15 protein-coding genes are annotated in these 14,728 nt (G+C 60.3%); 6 read left to right on the forward strand and 9 right to left on the reverse strand.

Going from position 1 to position 14,728, the window contains the following annotated elements; translation table 11 throughout:
- Nucleotides 1-24: 24 nt before the first annotated feature.
- From E3O56_RS15955 to E3O56_RS15980, 6 genes are all read right to left on the reverse strand, one after another.
- Entirely contained in the window at nt 25-1,467 is a 1,443-nt protein-coding gene (locus E3O56_RS15955; RefSeq protein WP_122734895.1) for an efflux transporter outer membrane subunit, read from the reverse strand.
- Nucleotides 1,464-2,354, reverse strand: a complete 891-nt coding sequence (locus E3O56_RS15960) for an efflux RND transporter periplasmic adaptor subunit (protein WP_032878498.1) — start codon at nt 2,352-2,354, stop codon at nt 1,464-1,466. Before E3O56_RS15960 ends, E3O56_RS15955 begins: the two co-directional genes overlap by 4 nt.
- Nucleotides 2,351-2,560 carry a DUF1656 domain-containing protein gene (locus tag E3O56_RS15965; RefSeq protein WP_003187469.1) on the reverse strand — a complete coding sequence of 70 codons (210 nt, stop codon included), beginning with the start codon at nt 2,558-2,560 and terminating at the stop codon, nt 2,351-2,353. The genes E3O56_RS15960 and E3O56_RS15965 overlap by 4 nt, the downstream gene beginning before the upstream one ends.
- The gene (locus E3O56_RS15970) at nt 2,557-4,635 is read right to left on the reverse strand and encodes an FUSC family protein (protein WP_223018060.1); all 2,079 of its coding nucleotides are present in this window, start codon (nt 4,633-4,635) and stop codon (nt 2,557-2,559) included. Before E3O56_RS15970 ends, E3O56_RS15965 begins: the two co-directional genes overlap by 4 nt.
- On the reverse strand, nt 4,632-5,051 hold the full coding sequence (locus E3O56_RS15975) for a MarR family transcriptional regulator (protein WP_005783580.1): 420 nt from the start codon (nt 5,049-5,051) through the stop codon (nt 4,632-4,634). The genes E3O56_RS15970 and E3O56_RS15975 overlap by 4 nt, the downstream gene beginning before the upstream one ends.
- A 262-nt stretch (nt 5,052-5,313) precedes the next feature.
- Complete coding sequence (locus E3O56_RS15980; RefSeq protein WP_103734050.1) at nt 5,314-5,574, reverse strand: short-chain dehydrogenase; 261 nt, start codon at nt 5,572-5,574, stop codon at nt 5,314-5,316.
- Nucleotides 5,575-5,954: 380 nt separating this feature from the next.
- Between E3O56_RS15980 and E3O56_RS15985 the strand changes: the two genes are divergently transcribed.
- Nucleotides 5,955-6,233: an antitoxin gene (locus E3O56_RS15985; protein WP_032878500.1), complete on the forward strand. Its 279-nt coding sequence runs from the start codon at nt 5,955-5,957 to the stop codon at nt 6,231-6,233.
- The gene (locus E3O56_RS15990; RefSeq protein ID WP_103734051.1) at nt 6,230-6,511 is read left to right on the forward strand and encodes a type II toxin-antitoxin system RelE/ParE family toxin; all 282 of its coding nucleotides are present in this window, start codon (nt 6,230-6,232) and stop codon (nt 6,509-6,511) included. The genes E3O56_RS15985 and E3O56_RS15990 overlap by 4 nt, the downstream gene beginning before the upstream one ends.
- Before the next feature lie 16 nt (nt 6,512-6,527).
- On the opposite strand, the gene E3O56_RS15995 is transcribed toward E3O56_RS15990, so the two are convergent.
- From E3O56_RS15995 to E3O56_RS16005, 3 genes are all read right to left on the reverse strand, one after another.
- Nucleotides 6,528-8,024: a Fic family protein gene (locus tag E3O56_RS15995; protein WP_248128539.1), complete on the reverse strand. Its 1,497-nt coding sequence runs from the start codon at nt 8,022-8,024 to the stop codon at nt 6,528-6,530.
- 97 nt (nt 8,025-8,121) lie between these two features.
- Complete coding sequence (locus tag E3O56_RS16000) at nt 8,122-8,367, reverse strand: DUF2789 domain-containing protein (RefSeq protein ID WP_103734053.1); 246 nt, start codon at nt 8,365-8,367, stop codon at nt 8,122-8,124.
- 33 nt (nt 8,368-8,400) lie between these two features.
- Nucleotides 8,401-9,981, reverse strand: a complete 1,581-nt coding sequence (locus E3O56_RS16005; RefSeq protein WP_103734054.1) for a glycosyltransferase family 39 protein — start codon at nt 9,979-9,981, stop codon at nt 8,401-8,403.
- A gap of 179 nt (nt 9,982-10,160) precedes the next feature.
- On the opposite strand from E3O56_RS16005, the gene E3O56_RS16010 reads away from it, so the two are divergent.
- The 4 genes from E3O56_RS16010 (at nt 10,161) to E3O56_RS16025 (ending at nt 14,691) form a co-directional block, all read left to right on the forward strand.
- A complete protein-coding gene (locus E3O56_RS16010) occupies nt 10,161-12,323 on the forward strand; it encodes an outer membrane assembly lipoprotein YfiO (protein WP_248128540.1) in 2,163 nt (720 codons plus the stop codon).
- Nucleotides 12,320-13,024 carry a DUF3142 domain-containing protein gene (locus E3O56_RS16015; RefSeq protein ID WP_103734056.1) on the forward strand — a complete coding sequence of 235 codons (705 nt, stop codon included), beginning with the start codon at nt 12,320-12,322 and terminating at the stop codon, nt 13,022-13,024. The genes E3O56_RS16010 and E3O56_RS16015 overlap by 4 nt, the downstream gene beginning before the upstream one ends.
- Nucleotides 13,025-13,133: 109 nt before the next feature.
- A complete protein-coding gene (locus tag E3O56_RS16020; RefSeq protein ID WP_103734057.1) occupies nt 13,134-13,493 on the forward strand; it encodes a helix-turn-helix transcriptional regulator in 360 nt (119 codons plus the stop codon).
- Entirely contained in the window at nt 13,435-14,691 is a 1,257-nt protein-coding gene (locus E3O56_RS16025; RefSeq protein ID WP_248128541.1) for a type II toxin-antitoxin system HipA family toxin, read from the forward strand. The genes E3O56_RS16020 and E3O56_RS16025 overlap by 59 nt, the downstream gene beginning before the upstream one ends.
- The last annotated feature ends 37 nt before the right edge of the window (nt 14,692-14,728 follow it).

A 14,728-nucleotide genomic window follows, 5' to 3' on the forward strand; every position in this document is an offset into this window, starting at 1 on the left:
ACCTGACAAAGCATAGCAATCACCTCACGGTTTGCCGGGTTTTACCCCTTGCGTTCGTCCGCTTTCCCAGCCGCCGCCCAGGGCCAGGAACAGATCGATCTGGCTCATGGCAACCTGGGTGTTGGCCGCCGCCAGTTGCGCACGCATATCGGTGTAGGTGCGCGTGGCTTGCAGGTCGGCCAGGAACGATTCGCGGCCGGCCTGGAAGAAGCGATGGGTCTGGCCGGCAGCTTCTCGCGCCGACTGTTCGGCTTCGGCCAGGGCGTCGCGGCGCTGCAACACCGCAGTGTATTGCGCCAGGCCGGTCTGGGTTTCGCGGATGGCATTGAGCACCACGCCGTCGAAGTGCGCCAAAGCGCCCTGGGTCGCAGCTTCGGCTTCATGGATACGCGCACGGGCGCCGTTGGTCGGCACGGTCCAACTGATCATCGGGCCAAAGCCCCAGCGGTTGGTGGCCGGTGTGCCGAGGTTTTCCAGCAGGCCCACGGTGCCTACCGTGGCGCCGATGCTGATATCCGGATACAGCGCGCCGGTGGCCACGCCGATACGTGCGGTCGCGGCAGCCAACTGGCGCTCAGCCTGGCGCACATCAGGGCGACGTTTGAGCAGCGTGGCACCGTCGCCCACCGGCAGCAACTGGGCGATGTGTGGCAGCTCGGCGCAGGTGCCAGTGCCGGCCGGCAGTTGGTCTACGGGCTTGGCCAGCAGCATCGACAGGCGGAACAGTGCGGCCTGGCGCGAGGCTTCATAGCGCGGAATGTCGGCGCGCAGGGATTTGTATTGGGTTTGCGAGCGGGTCACCTGGGTTTCGTCGCCGCGCCCGGCATCCCGCAGGCGCTGAGTCAGCTTGGTGCTCTGCGCTTGCAGGTCGAGGGATTCGTTGGCAATCGCCAGCTCTTCGTTGGCCGCGCACACCTGGGTGTAGGAACGCACCACATCGGCCACCAGGGTGATGCGAGCGATATCCGCCGCCGCCTGGGTTGCATCGGCGCTGGCCTTGGCGCTTTCGATGCCGCGCTGCAAGGTGCCGAACAGGTCGAACTGATAGGACGTGGTGATGCCGACGCTGCCGATGTTGCCGACCGGGACTTTGTCCGGCAGCAAAAATGCTTCGCCAGATTCCTGCAAGCGCTGGGCCTCGGCCTTGGCGCCGGCACTCCAGCCGCCGGCGGATTCAGCCTGCTGCACCTGGTAACGCGAACGCTGCAAGTTGGCGGCGGCCACGCGCAGATCGGTGTTGGAGGCCATGGCCTGCTGCACCAGCTGGTCCAGGCGCGGGTCGTTATACAGCTTCCACCAATCGGCCGGAACCGGCGCCGAGACCACGTTGCTGCCCTCGCCCATGATCGGTCCTTGCAGGTCGCCACGGTTGACTGCGGCCTGCTCCGGCAGTTTGTAATCCGGGCCCACTACTTGGCAGGCCGACAGCAACAACCCCAGGGAAGCGGTTGCCAGAAGCCGCTTCATGGTTTGTCCCCGTCTTTAACCTTGTCGTCGATGATCGACACCGTCGCCGTGCGCCCGGCGATCATGCGAAAGTCCGCCGGCACATCGTCAAAGGCAATGCGCACGGGGATCCGCTGGGCCAGGCGCACCCAGCTGAACGCCGGGTTGACGTTGGGCAGCAGGTTGGAGCCGCTGCTGCGGTCGCGGTCTTCGATACCGGCGACGATGCTCTGCACATGCCCGTGCAGTCGAGCGTTGTCGCCGATCACGCGGATGTCCACGCCCATACCGACGTGAATGCCGTCGAGCTTGGTTTCTTCGAAGTAGCCGTCGATGTGGAAGGAATTGCTGTCCACCACCGACAGCACCGGGCGCCCGGCAGTGACGAACTCCTGGGTGCGCGGTGCGCGGTCGTTGACGTAGCCGTCCACGGGGCTGCGGATCACCGAGCGGTCGAGGTTGAGTTGGGCAGAGTCCACCGTCACCTGGGCTTCGGCCAGGGCCGATTGGGCGCGGGCCACGCGGGACTGGCTTTCTTCCAACTGCTCGCTGGGCACCAGGTTGCCGAGGCCACGGTTACGCTTGTACTCGCGCTGGGCCTGGGCCAGGGTTTCCTGGCGGTCAGCCACGGCGGCCTGGGCTTGGCGCAGGGCCAGCTTGAAGCGGTCCTGGTCGACGGCAAAGAGCACCTGGCCCTTGGTCACCAATTGGTTGTCGCGCACGTCCACCCGCTGGATCAGCCCGGAGACGTCCGGGGCGATCTGCACGATGTCGGCGCGGATGTGGCCGTCACGGGTCCAGGGGGCAAACATGTAGTACATGACCATGCGCCACACAACGACGACCGCGAAACTCACGATCAACAACGTCAGGACGACACGGCCGATAGTCAAAAAAGGTTTTTTCATGTCATCAAATATCGACTGAGTGAGTCCACCGCGCCCAGCAACAGCGCGTACAGCCCCACATTGAACAATGCCCGGTGCCAGACCAGGCGATAGAAGTGCATGCGCGTCAACAGCCCGTGCACCACCAGAAACAACACATAGGTAATGCCCATCAGCACCAGCAGCGTAGGCAGGAACACCCCGCTGATATCCAGATCACCGATCATAAAGGCGCTCCATCGGGTAGCGGCGCTTCCATTTCCGTGCCGCCAATGAATTCCACACCGGGCAACAACGCCAGGCGCAGGCCGGCCAAGGCGTGCAGCAGGTGCAGGCGGGTGTCGTCTTCGTCTTGCAGGCCCTGGCCGTTGAGGGCGCGGCGCGTACGGTCCAGGGTCATCAGCAGACCGCTGGGTGCGGGCAAGCGTTCACCGGCCTTGAGGCACGCTTTGAAGTAACCGCCCACCCCTTCCACCACCTGGTTGAGCAACACCCGTGGCACACCGAGGATGCGCGGCGAGTAGGCCAGCAGGTCGAGCAGGTTCAGCGCTACGCGCAGGTCGCGCAGGGCGCTGCCGGTGTCTTGGCCGGTAAGGGCCAGGCGCGGCAGGTGTTGCATCAGGCGGTCGAGCATTTGTGCGGCCATGTGCCGGTGTTCGTTCAGGGTTGCGGGCTCGGTCAGGCCAACGATGTCACGCCAGCTGAAACGGGTCAGGCGCTTGGCCGCCAGTTCGGCGCCGAAGGGCCGGGCGATCAAGGTCCACACAAATGCGAACAGCAGGCCCACGGGCCCAGCCAGGTTGACGTTGGCGAAGTTGAGAAAATCCGCGTCATAGGCGCCCTGGATGCTGATGAACGACGAGGTGTTGACCAGCGTCAGCAACATGCCCAGGTAGAATCGTGGCTGTACCGTGAGGGTGCCGATACAGATAAACGGCACGGCAAAAGCCAGCACCAGCATGGGGAAGTCATGCAGGTTGGGCAGCACCAGAAACAGATACAGGCTGGCGAACAGCACCGACATGGCGGTCCAGAAAAAGAACCGGTAGATCTGCGGCGCCGGGTCGTCCATCGAAGCGAAGAAGCTGCAGGCGACGGCGGCCAGGATCACGGCGCTGCCGCCATCGGTCCAGCCCAGCAGGATCCACAGCACCGAGGCGACGATGATCGCGGTAACGGTGGAAAACGCCGAGTAGAACATCAGCCCACGGTCGAGAAATGGCGTGAGCCGGCCCAGGCGCCAGTGGCGGTAGACGGCGCGCCAGGTGTCCTGGCTTTCGCACTGAATGGCGGCTTGCAGGCTGCGACAGTCTTGCCACAGGTCGACCCATTCGCCCAGGCGGTACAGGGCGTTGGAGAACAGCAACGTGTGGCGGTCATCCAGCGCTTCGCCTTGGGGTTGGGCGGCATCGATCTGGTCACGCAGCACACGCCAGCGGTCCAGGGGCGCTTGTTCAGTGGTGCTTTGCAGCCAGGCGTTGGCTTCCTCCAGCAACGGTTTGAGCCGGTCGAGAAACTCCGGTGCGCGATGCTCGATGGCGTACACCGCGTCATCCAGCGCGTCGATTACCGGCAGCAGATGAATCATGCGCCCGCGCAGTTCTTTGGTGTTGCGCACCGTTTGCGGCCGCGCGCCTTCGTGGGGCAACTGGCCGATCATCAACTCAAGGGTGTTGAAGGTGGCAACCATGCCGCCGCGCAGGTTGCTGACCGCTTCAGGGTCAATCTGGCGGGTGAGGAAGCGTTGGCTATAGACCTGAGCATCGCTGAACCACTTGGCCACCGAGCCATCGAACACCGGCATCAGGCGCCGTGGCCAGAACATTGCGCCCACCACCGCTGCGACCGCGATGCCAAGGAAGATTTCTTCGGTACGCGCTTCAGCCACGTCCCACACCGCCAGGGGGTTATCCACCACTGGCAGGGCGATCAGCGGCAAGGTATAGCCGGCCAGCATCAGGGCGTAATTATTGGCCGTGCGCAGGTGCATGGAGAGGAACAGCAAGGTGCCCGTCCATAACGCGATCACCACCACCAACAGGTAAGGCGACTGCACGAACATCGGCACAAACAGCACCGCCGCCGCTGCCCCCATAAAGGTGCCAATGGCGCGGTACAAAGCCTTGGAACTGGTGGGCCCGACAAACGGGCTGGAGACGATATACACGGTAGCCATCGCCCAGTACGGACGCGGCATTTGCATCAGCATGGCGATGTACAGCGCAATCATCGACGCGGCGAACGTGCGGACCCCGTAGAACCAGTCGCGGGCGGGCGGGAAGCCGGTAAAAAATCCGTTCAAGGCGCCACAGCCTCGGCCGCTTCGAAGGCGCGCAGCACGCGCAGTGCGGCTTCCAGGTCGGTGGGCGCGATATCCACAAGGACTTCCTTGCGCAGGCGAACCAGTTGGGCTTCTACCGCCTGCACCAGTTCACGGCCGCGCTCGGTGAGGCTCAGGGCCTTGGCGCGGCGGTCGTGGATGTCTTCGGTGCGGCATACGTAGCCGTCGCCGCACAGCCGATCGAGCAGGCGCACCAATGACGGGCTTTCCATACCGGAGGCCTGGGCTACTTTGACCTGGTGCACACCGTCACCCAAGCGACCGATCATCAACAACGGCACGGCGCAGGCTTCGGAGATGCCATAGCTGACCAGCGTGGTCTGGCAGATTTTGCGCCAGTTACGGGCGCCCACCACCATGCTGCTGCTCAGGTTCATCTGAAGTTGTTCGAGGGATTGGGACACTGGATAGTTCGCATACAGTTAGTTTGCTAACTATTAATATGGTGGAGGGAGGAAGAGCCGTCAAGTTTTGAAACAATTTCTCGATGGATGGAGCGATTCAGCGGCCACACCGCCGGGCGAATGTGGGAGGGGGCTTGCTCCCGATGGCGAGGGGTCAGCCACTGATGCATTTACTGACACGCCCTCATCGGGAGCAAGCCCCCTCCCACATTTGGATCAGCGTCGGATGCCCGGGCTATTTTTCAGCCTGACCATCGAGGCGACGCTGGATCTCGCCCAGCATGTCCAGGCCATCGCGCAGTGAAACCAATGCGGCAGTGACCAAGTGATGGAGGTTTGGGTTGTCGCTTGTTGAGACGAGGGTCTCCAAAAGCTCAGTGCCGATACGTATGCGGCTTCGCGCCGTTTCGTGGAGCAGGTGCGATGGGGCAAAGGTGTTGAAAGCCAGGACGGGAACGCCGGTGGGGTTGGTTTGAAGCGGCTTGTATTGGTCCATCGATAAACCTCACAGATAAGGATTTGAACCACCTTCTCCCGTCGCCAAACGAATAAGGGTGGCAGCTGTACGCAGGTTGGCGAACCGGTTATCTGTGAAACCCGGCAGATCCGAAGATCTCCCGCGCACAGCCGCCATAGAACCCAATGCCTTCATCCAAGGAAAAACGCACGGGGTAGGAACGCTGTAACGCGTCACAGAATTTCGGATCGCCAAATCCGATCGCCGATGTGCGGCGACGGGGCGAGCTATAGGGGGGATGGTTGAGGCTGTGCAACCAACATATTGATCTCTACCGTCAGTCATCTCAGCTTTTTCCAAACGCCATTCGGTAATGACGATGTATATACTTTGTGCATACCATTGCGGAGGAATCGCTGATGTCCAAATTAGCCGTTTTTACAATGAAGCTTGAACCAGAGCTTCGCGACCAGTTCATGGCTGAATGCGAAGCCTCCCATCGTCCTGCATCGCAAATCGTACGCGAAATGATGCGTGAATTCGTTCAGGCCCAGCAGCATTCGCGAGAGTACGATGAGTTTTTGCAACGCAAAGTTGATGCTTCTCGTGCATCCATTCGCGCAGGCCGAGAGGTTTCCAATGAAGATTTGGAAGCTGAATTCGCAGCCAGGCGCGCTCAAGTAGATAGTCAGGGATGAGGGTCGCGTGGACGCCCGAGGCAGGGCAGGATCGTAGAGATATCTGGGATTTTCTGTTTGAGAAAAATCCACAAGCCGCAGCCGACATGGACCGGCGCTTCAGCATGGCAGCACTTGGATTAGCACATAACCCCGAAATTGGCCCAATAGGCCGGATTGCGGGAACACGCGAAATCATTCCGCACCCGAGCTACCGCCTTGTTTATCAAGTTGAGCCCGAAGTAGTGAGGATTGTGGCTCTGGTGCATACAGCTCGCCACTGGCCACCAGAAAGTTAAATCCCACATTGATGCCTCAGATCGGCGAGGGCTGATTGCCACATTCCTCAATCACCCGCCCCACCTCCTCCTCAATAAACCCAAACACCTCCTCCGCCACGCTGTACTGAAACTGTTTGCGCCGATGCTTGGAAAGCTTGCCCTCGTTATCCAGGCACATCATCACCAGCTTCGACAAATCACTGCCACGCACGTCGTAGCGTTGATTCACGGCCTTGATCACGCGGTCGTAGCGGTCGAGGAATTCGGTTTCTTCGCGCAGTTCGACTTCCAGTGCGCGGCGGGCCATTTGCAGGGTGAATTCGACGCAGCGGGTGGCGTCCCAGTAGCGGTAGATCGAGGGGTGGCCGATGAAGTCGAACGCCATGTGGTCGCCGTCCAGCCAAGTAACGTTCCAGAATTCCCGCGTCGGCTGGGAGAAGGTCTTGAGCGCCTCCAGATAGGCTTGTTCCTCGTGCTTCATGGCGACGGAGACTGGTAGCAACAAGCCATTTCCCAGTGCGCCGTAATGACAAAGCGTCTGGTGGATCAGGAAGCGAGACAGGCGGCCATTACCGTCCATGAACGGGTGCAGGAACACGAAGCCGAAAGCAGTGACGGCAGCCGCGACCAAGGGATCAACGTCTCGCACGGGCTGGTTGGCGAAGGCCATCAGTTCTTCCATCAGCTCCTGGCACAGCGCGGGAGCTGGCGGGACGTAGCTCACACCGGCGGCGCCGCGCAGGCCGTTGTGCAGATGATTTTGTTCGTGGCGAAACGCGACGGCTTTGTCGAAGGGGTTGGAGACGGTGCTGTTTTGCAACTCGACCAAGTAGTCCTCGGTGAGCAAGCGGCCTTCGTGGGCCTGGCGCAGTAGTTGGACGAAACGGCGGGATTTTTCTTCGCTGGGTTGTTCTTTTTCGATGGCAAATGAATCGCGGGTTTCGTGCAGGTACGCCCATTGAATGGCGCGGTCCATCATTTCGGGTGGGAGGGTGGCCATGAAGGATTTCGCACGGCCCAGGACATCGAGGCTCATCAAGGCATCAATTTCCTGCGTACGCTCAACAGTCGCACAGTAGGCCAAAGAACCCAAACCGTTGAAGTCGATCCGCCAGCGGGAATTACGCGTAGAAGGCCCGGTTACGTAGCGTTGCGGATCAAACAGAGGGGAAACGCGGCTGTTGATTGGCTTGCTGTAGTCCAACCGTTGGAGGGTCAGGCCCTCCCATAAATAACAGGCTTTGCGGATGAATACGCCGTTGGGTGCTTTATCCAGCTCTTGCAGCAGTTGGTCCGCGCTGACCGCTTCAAGTGCCTGGGCAAGGATGCCGAGGTTGATGCCTTCGTGTTTGAGGGCAAAGAGAATATGGTCGAGCACTGAATCGGCAGCAGGCGCCACTCCATGGGGAACGGCCAGGCAATCGCCAATCATCGAAATCCGCGTGACAGGCTTGACCATTGCGGTACGGGCAGGCGCAATGGCTTTCAGCCCGAGGGTCTGATGGAGATGGGCATAACCGACCAAAGACATCGCGTAACCTCAGAAAAAGTTCACTGACGCGATTAAAGCCCAGATTTTTTCAACCCTCACCAGATTTTTTCAAGTTTTAGCGTAACGGCTAAGTTTTTTACACCCCTCGCCCACCGCGCAACATCAGGTTCAGTTCATCCACCACCTCCGCCCAATCCGCATCTTCGAGAATCTCCTCACGCAAAAATGCTTTTTGGCTGGCCGTCCAGAAAAACGCATCCGCCAGTTTCAATTCGGGCTTGAGCGGCGAATGAGCGGCCACAAACTGATCGATGCTGACCGGGTCATCTTCCAACCCAAGCTGTTTGAACAATGACGGCAAGCTATGCACTGGCGATTCCATGATGAACTCCTGAGGGTGAAGGGTTAACCGAGTCTAGCGGCAACCCTCGGGCTGCGGTGCGGGCACGTTGCACAACACGAACAATCGCGCCCGCGCGCCACCGCCGTCCTGGCGACTGAGTTCGTGCCAGCCTTGCGGCAGCGGGGCAAAGTCGTCGGGGGCTTCGTTGCTGCTGATCAGCCATACGCGCCGGGTGGTGGCCGGCAACGCCGATAGACGGTCGAGATAGATTCGCCCGCCATCCTGATCCACCAGCGTGCCGAAGCCATAGGCATTCGGTCGTGTCGAGGTGCCGTCGGGTTTGGGCGGTGTGTAGAGCTGAAGTTGCGCGTCGGTCTGGTCGTAATACACGTAGCTCAGATACCACATCATATCGCTGAGGACGATGCGGTCGTCTTCCTGGTAATTGCGATTGACGAACTCCACCGGCACGTTGAATTGGTCGTGCTCATCCACCTCGAAGTTGTTCTTCAGGCCCAGCAGTTCCATGCCCACAAACAGCACCCACAGCGCTGCGCCCAGCCATGACAAGCGTGACGGCAAGCGGTCGATGGCAAGCGCCAGGACGATCGGCAAACCCAGGGCATACACCGTAAGGTAGCGCTCGATAAAGACCGGCGAGATAAACGACACGCCATACACCAACAGCAACGGCAACAAGAAAAACAACGCCGGCAAACGAGCTCCCGGGTGGCGCCAGGCCGTCATCCACACCACCGCAATCAGCAGCAGCGGAAATATCCAGAACAGCGGCGTCCACAAATCATCGCCGGCATCCTGCAACACGAACTGCCAGATCATCGAGGGCACAGACAGCAGGTTGACCGGCTCTTCCCAGCCGATGTCGCCGCCCACCTTGAGCTGGTCGACATGCTGCACCAGGTCCAACAGGTTCGGCAGCCAAGGCAGGTACAACAACACGATCACCACGTTGGCCGCCCACCATGCAGGCCGCGTTATCAAACGTTGGCCTGGCGCCTGCATCCCCAGATAAGCCCAATGCACCAGCACGCACAGCGCGGTGAAGTAATGCGTGTAGAAACCGGCACTCATCAACAGCACATACGCGGCCAAATAGCGCGTGCGTTCGGGCTGACGCATCCAGTACACCAGCGCCAGCGTGGCGCCCAGCAGCCACACGCCCAGCAGCGAATACATGCGCACTTCCTGGCTGTAGCGCACCGCCGTCGGCAACAGCGCCAGCAGGATGCCCGCCAGCACCGCCGCGCGCCGAGTAGACAGTTGCCGCGTCAGCCAGATGCCCAAGCCAACCACGGCTACGCCTGGCAGCGCGCTCATGCTGCGAATGGACCCGATGCTGTCGCCGAACACTTCGATCCAGCCGCGCAGCAGGAAGAAATACAGCGGCGGATGCACATCATGGGCCGCGTTAAACCACAGGTCGGCCACGGCGTATTCACTGAGCAACAGGCTCGACCCTTCATCGCCCCAGATCGCCGCCGAGGTGAGGTGGTAAAACCGCAGGGCCATGGCCAGCGCCAGGATCGGTACCCACCAGAGACGGCTGAGTCGACCAGCACCTTGCCAGGTCAGGCGCTGCAAGGCTGGCAGCGCTCCGGCTTTTTCGTTTTGCTCAACCACAGACCGACGCACTTCAATACCCCTGGCATTAGCTCGCTTGCCTGAGCGCAAACACCGCCACTCTAGGACAAAAGCCCAGGCTTCGCCGCTGGAATCGGACAAATCGGTATTTTGCGTAGGACCTCACCGAAGCACAGCTCAGAACAGGCTATTATTGGGGCCCTCCAAGGACTCAGGATCAAGGACACGTCATGCGCATCGGTTTTTTGTCACCTCTGGCACTGGCTCTCCTGGCCGGTATTTCCCTACAGGCTCAGGCCAGCTCCGACGATTCATGCTACCCCGACTGGCGTGTCTCGCGTGACAGCCTCGAACCGTGCAGCAACCAGCCCTTTCTCAGCCCGGGCAACGACAGCCGGGTCAACCTGCGCCTGTTGCTGGCCGACAAAAAAGCCGCGCCGCTGACGCCCAATGCCTTGGGCGAAGACGATTTGGCCCAGGGTTTCGGCCCGGTGCCGTTTCCGGTGTATCGCCTGGTGCCGGTGCCGGCCGCGAATGATGAGCCCGATAACAAAGCGGACGATTCACGCACGGCCGAACTCGACACCCTGCTCCAACCGCTGGGCATCAAGCGCGAGGAATACAAGACTGCCGGTGAAGCGTTCCTGAATGGCGAAGGCAGCCGCTGCCGCAGCAACAGCGATGACAGCGCCACGGCGTTTATCAGTCAGGTGATCAAAGCCGATATGCCGCCAGCCGAGCGTGACTTGCTGGTGAAAGCGCGATTGCAGTTGCTGACCACCTGTGACTTCACAGGCCAGGTGGTGGACGCGCAGTTGACGCCCTCGGCCAATGCCCAGCTGTTTCGCACCTACCTGCAGGCCGCCGCCGATTTCTACGGCGGTCGCTTCGTTTACGCCGAGCGCGGTTTCGCCGCCGCCGCGACCAGCGATCTGCCTTGGCTGAAAGAGACCGCGCTGTACATGACCGCACGTACCTCGTTGAACCGGGCCCAGGCCGAGGCCTTCGATGAGTACGGTATGCCGCAACGCGAGCATGTGGATAAGTCTGCCTTGAGCGACGCCGAAGAAGGCTTTCTCGGTTACCTGAAACATTATCCACAAGGCGATTACGTTGCGTCCGCCCGTGGCCTGTTGCGCCGCGTGCATTGGCTGGCGAACGACGACGCCAAGCTCGCCGAAGACTTCACCTGGCAATTCACCGAGGCCACTGACGCCCAGCGTAACGTGAGCGTCGACGAGTTGGTCGAAGAAGCCGACCTCAAGTTGCTCATGGTCGGCAACAACTCGGCAAACAGCCCGATGCTGCAAGTGGTCAGCGACCTGATGGCGATGCGCGCCCATACGCCGCCGCTGTTGAGCCGCGAAGACCTCGACAAGCAAAAGAGCACATTCGCCAACGAACCGGCATTGTTCGACTACCTGCAAGCGGCGTATGCCCTGTACGTTGAGCATCAACCTGATGCTGCCCTCAAGCATTTGCCTGCGGATATGCCGTCGAACCTCGACTACTTTGCCTTCAGCCAGCAGACCTTGCGCGCCTTGGCACTGGAGGCCAAGCAAGATTGGAAGGGCGCCGAGAGCCTGTGGCTGCAAATGCTACCGCTGGCCAAGCAACCGCTGCAACGCGACCAACTGGAGTTGGCCCTGGCGATGAACTATGAGCGCAGCGGCCAACTGGCCAAGGTGTTCGCAACCGATTCGCCGATCAGCGCCAAGCAAGTGCGCTACATCCTGCTGCGCAACGTCGCCGGGGCCGACCTGCTGCGCCAGCAGATCGCCAACGCCAGCGACCCGACCGAACGCCAGAGCGCGCAATTCGTGCTGCTCTACAAAGACCTGCTGCACCGCCAGTTCGCGACCTTTGCCGATGACCTCAAGCAGGCCTCGCTCTCTGATGACAAGCTCGGCACCAGCCTGGGCTACACCTACACCAGCGGCCAGACCTTGAAGCTGTTCCAGTGGAATGGTGACAAGGCCGAATCCGGCTACGCCTGCCCAAGCATCGCGCAAACCGCCGCGACCTTGCAGGAAGAGGCCAAAAACCCCCACGCCTTGAACTGCTTCGGTGAGTTCATCCTGCGCAACGGCCTGGACGGCATGCCACTGGAACAACCCCGCGCCGCCGGCAGCCTGGGCAGCACCGAATCGCAGTTCAAGGGTGAAACCTTCTCGCGGCTGGACGGCTACAAACAGGTGATCGCCAACGCCAAAGCACCGAAAACCGACAAGGCGTACGCGTTGTTCCGCGCCATCAACTGCTACGCGCCGGCCGGTTACAACAGCTGCGGGGGTGAAGACGTTGCGCCAGCGGTGCGCAAAGCCTGGTTCCGCCAACTCAAGACCGGTTTTGCCGATACCCAGTGGGGCAAGTCGCTGCAGTACTACTGGTGAAGTCGCTGTGGCTGGGCTTGTTGTTGCTGGCAAGCCCGGCTTTCGGCGCCGTCGACGCTCGCGACTATGACGCTTTCTGGCTGTGGAGTGGTGTCACGCCTCAGCCTGTGATCAAGCAGGCAAAAACCCTGTACATCCTGCAAGGCCAAATCAACTCCACCCGCCGCGCGCCCCAGCGCGGCGTGCAATTGATCGCCCAAGGCATCAGCGTGCCACGCATTAGCCAAGGCGAAATCTGGGTGGTCTATCGCGCCCACACCTTGCACTGGCCGGAACAGGTCTACACCCAACTGCTCGGCCAGGTGCAACGCTGGCGCGACGCGGGTAACCCTGTGATCGGCATCCAGATCGACTTCGACGCCCGCACCCAGTACCTGCACGAATACGCCGATTTTCTGCGCGACCTGCGCCGGCGTCTGCCTGCCGACCTGCGGTTAAGCATCACCGGCCTGATGGACTGGAGCAGCAACGCCGACCCGGCCGCCATCGCCCAGCTCAAAGGCGTGGTGGATGAAGTGGTGGTGCAGACGTATCAAGGGCGGCACAGCATCCCGGATTACGCGGCGTACCTGCCACGGATGAACCGAATGGGAGTTCCGTTCAAGATCGGTTTGATTCAAGGCGGCGAGTGGGAGGCGCCAGGGTATTTGCAAGGGAATGAGTGGTTTCGGGGGTATGTGGTGTTTTTGCAGAACCCTTGAATCTTCCAAACATGGAAAAAAACCGTCTATCAAACCGGTTTTTTTTGCGTGTGGCCTTAGCAAGTTGAATGATATAAGTTGCCCTTACTGCTTTAAGGGGTGATATATCATGCATGAAAAAGGCAAGCCATACCCCCACAAAGGGTATATCTCAGAGAGAAGCGCTGAACTGATGAGAGGTATCGGGAACGGTATCGAAATAGCCCGTATTCGTCGCCGTTTGAAAATCTCGACCATATGCAGCCGGGCGGGCATTACACGACAGACGTATCAGCGGCTGAGACAGGGAGAAGCAGGCGTATCCCTCGGCGTGCTGATGAATGTGCTTAGCGCGATGGACCTGGAAGAAGGTATGGCGAGCATTGCGTCACCAGAACTTGACCAGGTTGGGATTACCATGAGCCTCGCCCGTGAGCCCGACCGAATTCGCACAGAAGGGGAACCTGATGTCTTGGAAGCCGATTGGTAACGCATTCGTTTTTTCAGCTCACTCAGTCGGTGATCCGGTCCCTGTTGGTGAGGTGGCCATGCACGCAAGCGGATTCGTTTTTCGCTACGCCAACAGCTGGCTTGCGCGCCCCAACGCATTTGCGATTGACCCGCTTAGCCTGCCACTGACCCCTAACCAGTATTCCTCGACACGCATGTTTGGTGTGCTCGACGACGCAACGCCCGACAATTGGGGTCGGCGTGTTCTACTGGCGACCCACAAACAGCATCCACAAAACGAAGTTGAATGGCTCCTTGCTTCGCGGGGTGCGGGAGTGGGCTGCCTGCTGTTCAGTGCGTCAAGAAACCTGTTGCCGACTCTGCACCAACCTCCGCGATTTGAAGACCTTGAGAAAATCATGGTGGGCCTCGATCAAGTCGAAAAAGGTAATGTCGACCTGCCTGCGGAAATCGCACGACTATTCGAATTCGGCAGTTCCATGGGCGGCGCCAGGCCGAAGGTCACCGTGACTCACGAAGGTAAGGAATGGATTGCTAAATTCGGCCGTAGCGACGATGTTTTCGATCAACCACGGGCGGAATTCGCCAGCCTTCAAATGGCGAACGCGGCAGGCCTACCCGCAGCGGGGCACAAGTTGGTGGAGGTAGGCGGCAAACCGGTCTTGATGGTCGAACGTTTTGACCGGCATGAGGGGGCTGGACGCGAGCACTATGTCAGCTGCAATTCGTTGGTCAGCACTGAGAAGCCGCGAATGCGAGTTGACGCGGTTGAGAGTGCCGTTTCCTATTCCAGGATCGCCGACGTGTTGAAGAAGGTCTGCGACGATGCCACCTTTGACATGCGTGAGCTTTACAAGCGTATGGCCTTCAATGTGCTGATCGGCAATAGCGACGACCACCTGAAACAAACCGGGCTTCTGCTGACCAGCGCCTCGGGCTATTCCCTTGCGCCAGTATTTGACGTGTTGCCCCACCCCACGCAACTAGGCTTGCAGGCGTTGATCATCGGGAATGAGGGCAGGGTATCGTCTGTCAGCAATTTGCTGAGTACGCCTGAACGCTTTGGGTTGGGGGCGGATGAAGCAAGGTCCATCGTCACGGATATGTATGCCGTCGTGCGAGAAGCCTCGGGCTTTTTCGAAGCGGCAGGCTGTAGCGGTGCCGATGTGCGCATGCTTTCCAATGTGTGTACCCGGTTTGCAGCAGACCTCGCTTAGGATCAAGGATCTCGGGCTGCAACAAAGCGCACCCTCA

It is taken from the genome of Pseudomonas sp. W2Aug9, from assembly GCF_023127755.1.
In the GTDB taxonomy this organism is placed as follows: Bacteria; Pseudomonadota; Gammaproteobacteria; order Pseudomonadales; family Pseudomonadaceae; genus Aquipseudomonas; species Aquipseudomonas synxantha_A.

What these genes read in the sequence shown, in the direction of transcription:
- E3O56_RS15955 (WP_122734895.1), bottom strand. Translation starts at nt 1,467, where the DNA reads ATGAAGCGGCTTCTGGCAACCGCTTCCCTGGGGTTGTTGCTGTCGGCC.
- E3O56_RS15960 (WP_032878498.1), bottom strand. Translation starts at nt 2,354, where the DNA reads ATGAAAAAACCTTTTTTGACTATCGGCCGTGTCGTCCTGACGTTGTTG.
- E3O56_RS15965 (WP_003187469.1), bottom strand. Translation starts at nt 2,560, where the DNA reads ATGATCGGTGATCTGGATATCAGCGGGGTGTTCCTGCCTACGCTGCTG.
- E3O56_RS15975 (WP_005783580.1), bottom strand. Translation starts at nt 5,051, where the DNA reads ATGAACCTGAGCAGCAGCATGGTGGTGGGCGCCCGTAACTGGCGCAAA.
- E3O56_RS15980 (WP_103734050.1), bottom strand. Translation starts at nt 5,574, where the DNA reads ATGGACCAATACAAGCCGCTTCAAACCAACCCCACCGGCGTTCCCGTC.
- E3O56_RS15985 (WP_032878500.1), top strand. Translation starts at nt 5,955, where the DNA reads ATGTCCAAATTAGCCGTTTTTACAATGAAGCTTGAACCAGAGCTTCGC.
- E3O56_RS15990 (WP_103734051.1), top strand. Translation starts at nt 6,230, where the DNA reads ATGAGGGTCGCGTGGACGCCCGAGGCAGGGCAGGATCGTAGAGATATC.
- E3O56_RS15995 (WP_248128539.1), bottom strand. Translation starts at nt 8,024, where the DNA reads ATGTCTTTGGTCGGTTATGCCCATCTCCATCAGACCCTCGGGCTGAAA.
- E3O56_RS16000 (WP_103734053.1), bottom strand. Translation starts at nt 8,367, where the DNA reads ATGGAATCGCCAGTGCATAGCTTGCCGTCATTGTTCAAACAGCTTGGG.
- E3O56_RS16010 (WP_248128540.1), top strand. Translation starts at nt 10,161, where the DNA reads ATGCGCATCGGTTTTTTGTCACCTCTGGCACTGGCTCTCCTGGCCGGT.
- E3O56_RS16020 (WP_103734057.1), top strand. Translation starts at nt 13,134, where the DNA reads ATGCATGAAAAAGGCAAGCCATACCCCCACAAAGGGTATATCTCAGAG.